Origin of the sequence: Acinetobacter sp. YH16052 (genome assembly GCF_013417155.1) — a bacterium.
GTDB lineage: Bacteria > Pseudomonadota > Gammaproteobacteria > Pseudomonadales > Moraxellaceae > Acinetobacter.
This window is the reverse complement of record NZ_VPEO01000181.1, coordinates 1-1,176: the sequence shown is the minus strand read 5'-3', so window position 1 is coordinate 1,176 and position 1,176 is coordinate 1. Positions and strand designations below refer to the sequence as shown.

Below are 1,176 nucleotides of genomic sequence, written 5' to 3'. Positions count from 1 at the left end.
AATATTTGAGTAACTGGATATTGGGTGGAAGTAGAGGATTGGTGTAATGGTAGCATGACGGTCTCCAAAACCGTTCGTCAAGGTTCGAATCCTTGATCCTCTGCCAAAGTTTGAAAGAAATCCAACGTTAAGTTGGTACCCTGATGGGGACGTGGCGAAATTGGTAGACGCACTGGATTTAGGTTCCAGCGCCGCGAGGTGTGAGAGTTCGAGTCTCTCCGTCCCCACCATCATATTAAAGCAAGGCGAGTGCCTTGCTTTTTTATTACTTGAAATTTGAGGGCGGTTTTTTTAGTACCAGATTTTTGCTGTCATGGTTGATGAACATCAATGCGTTCTGGGCTTAAATTATCTAGCGAATGATTGCAAGGGCAGGGCTTTAGTAAATTTCATTGTATTGCTGCAATAATTCATGCGATCTGTATATTCAATAATTTAAATGTTATATGGATCAGTCCCATGGTGTCTATCAATCTTATATATTGGCCTAAATAGATTGGTATTTGATCAATAATGAATTAAATGATTAATTTTTGATATAAAAGTATTTAGCTTTCTATAGAACTACTTGTGAATCAGGTCTGATCGCTATAATATACACAGCCATGGGGATATGGCGGAATTGGTAGACGCACTGTGTTCAGGTCGCAGCGCCTTCTGGGCGTGAGAGTTCGAGTCTCTCTATCCCCACCATCATATTAAAGCAAGGCGAGTGCCTTGCTTTTTTATTGCCTGAAATTTGGTAAAGCTGTTGTTATTTATGCGGTATTGTATTCTGATTTCAAGCACTGGTTCAGACATTATTTATCAATAATAGTTTCAGTATTCTGAATGCCTATGTTGATCAAGATTAGAAATTCATTTGAGTTTTAATTTAAAATGCTGGAATTGAATCGAAATGATTAAAAATAACGAATGGGCAGTCATATCCTAAAATGAATCAAATTTTCGGCAGAAATTTTATAAAAAATTAAAAAATAGAACTAACTGTTTATTTTATAGCGGAATAGATTGTGATTGCTTGTAAAATCGCTTGTCAATGTCGGTCTATCTCTATAATATACACAGCCATTGGGGACGTGGCGAAATTGGTAGACGCACTGGATTTAGGTTCCAGCGCCGCGAGGTGTGAGAGTTCGAGTCTCTCCGTCCCCACCAATCAATATTTGAGTAACT

Annotated in this window: 4 tRNA genes; all 4 read left to right on the top strand. The window is 38.3% G+C overall.

Annotated features, from left to right (window positions below):
• Positions 1-32 precede the first annotated feature (32 nt).
• Positions 33-106: transfer RNA gene (locus FTV42_RS17130), tRNA-Trp, on the top strand.
• Between the two features lie 39 nt (positions 107-145).
• Positions 146-230, top strand: a tRNA-Leu gene (locus FTV42_RS17125).
• A 377-nt stretch (positions 231-607) separates the two neighbouring features.
• Positions 608-693 (top strand) — tRNA-Leu (locus tag FTV42_RS17120).
• A gap of 380 nt (positions 694-1,073) precedes the next feature.
• Positions 1,074-1,158, top strand: a tRNA-Leu gene (locus FTV42_RS17115).
• Positions 1,159-1,176 lie beyond the last annotated feature (18 nt).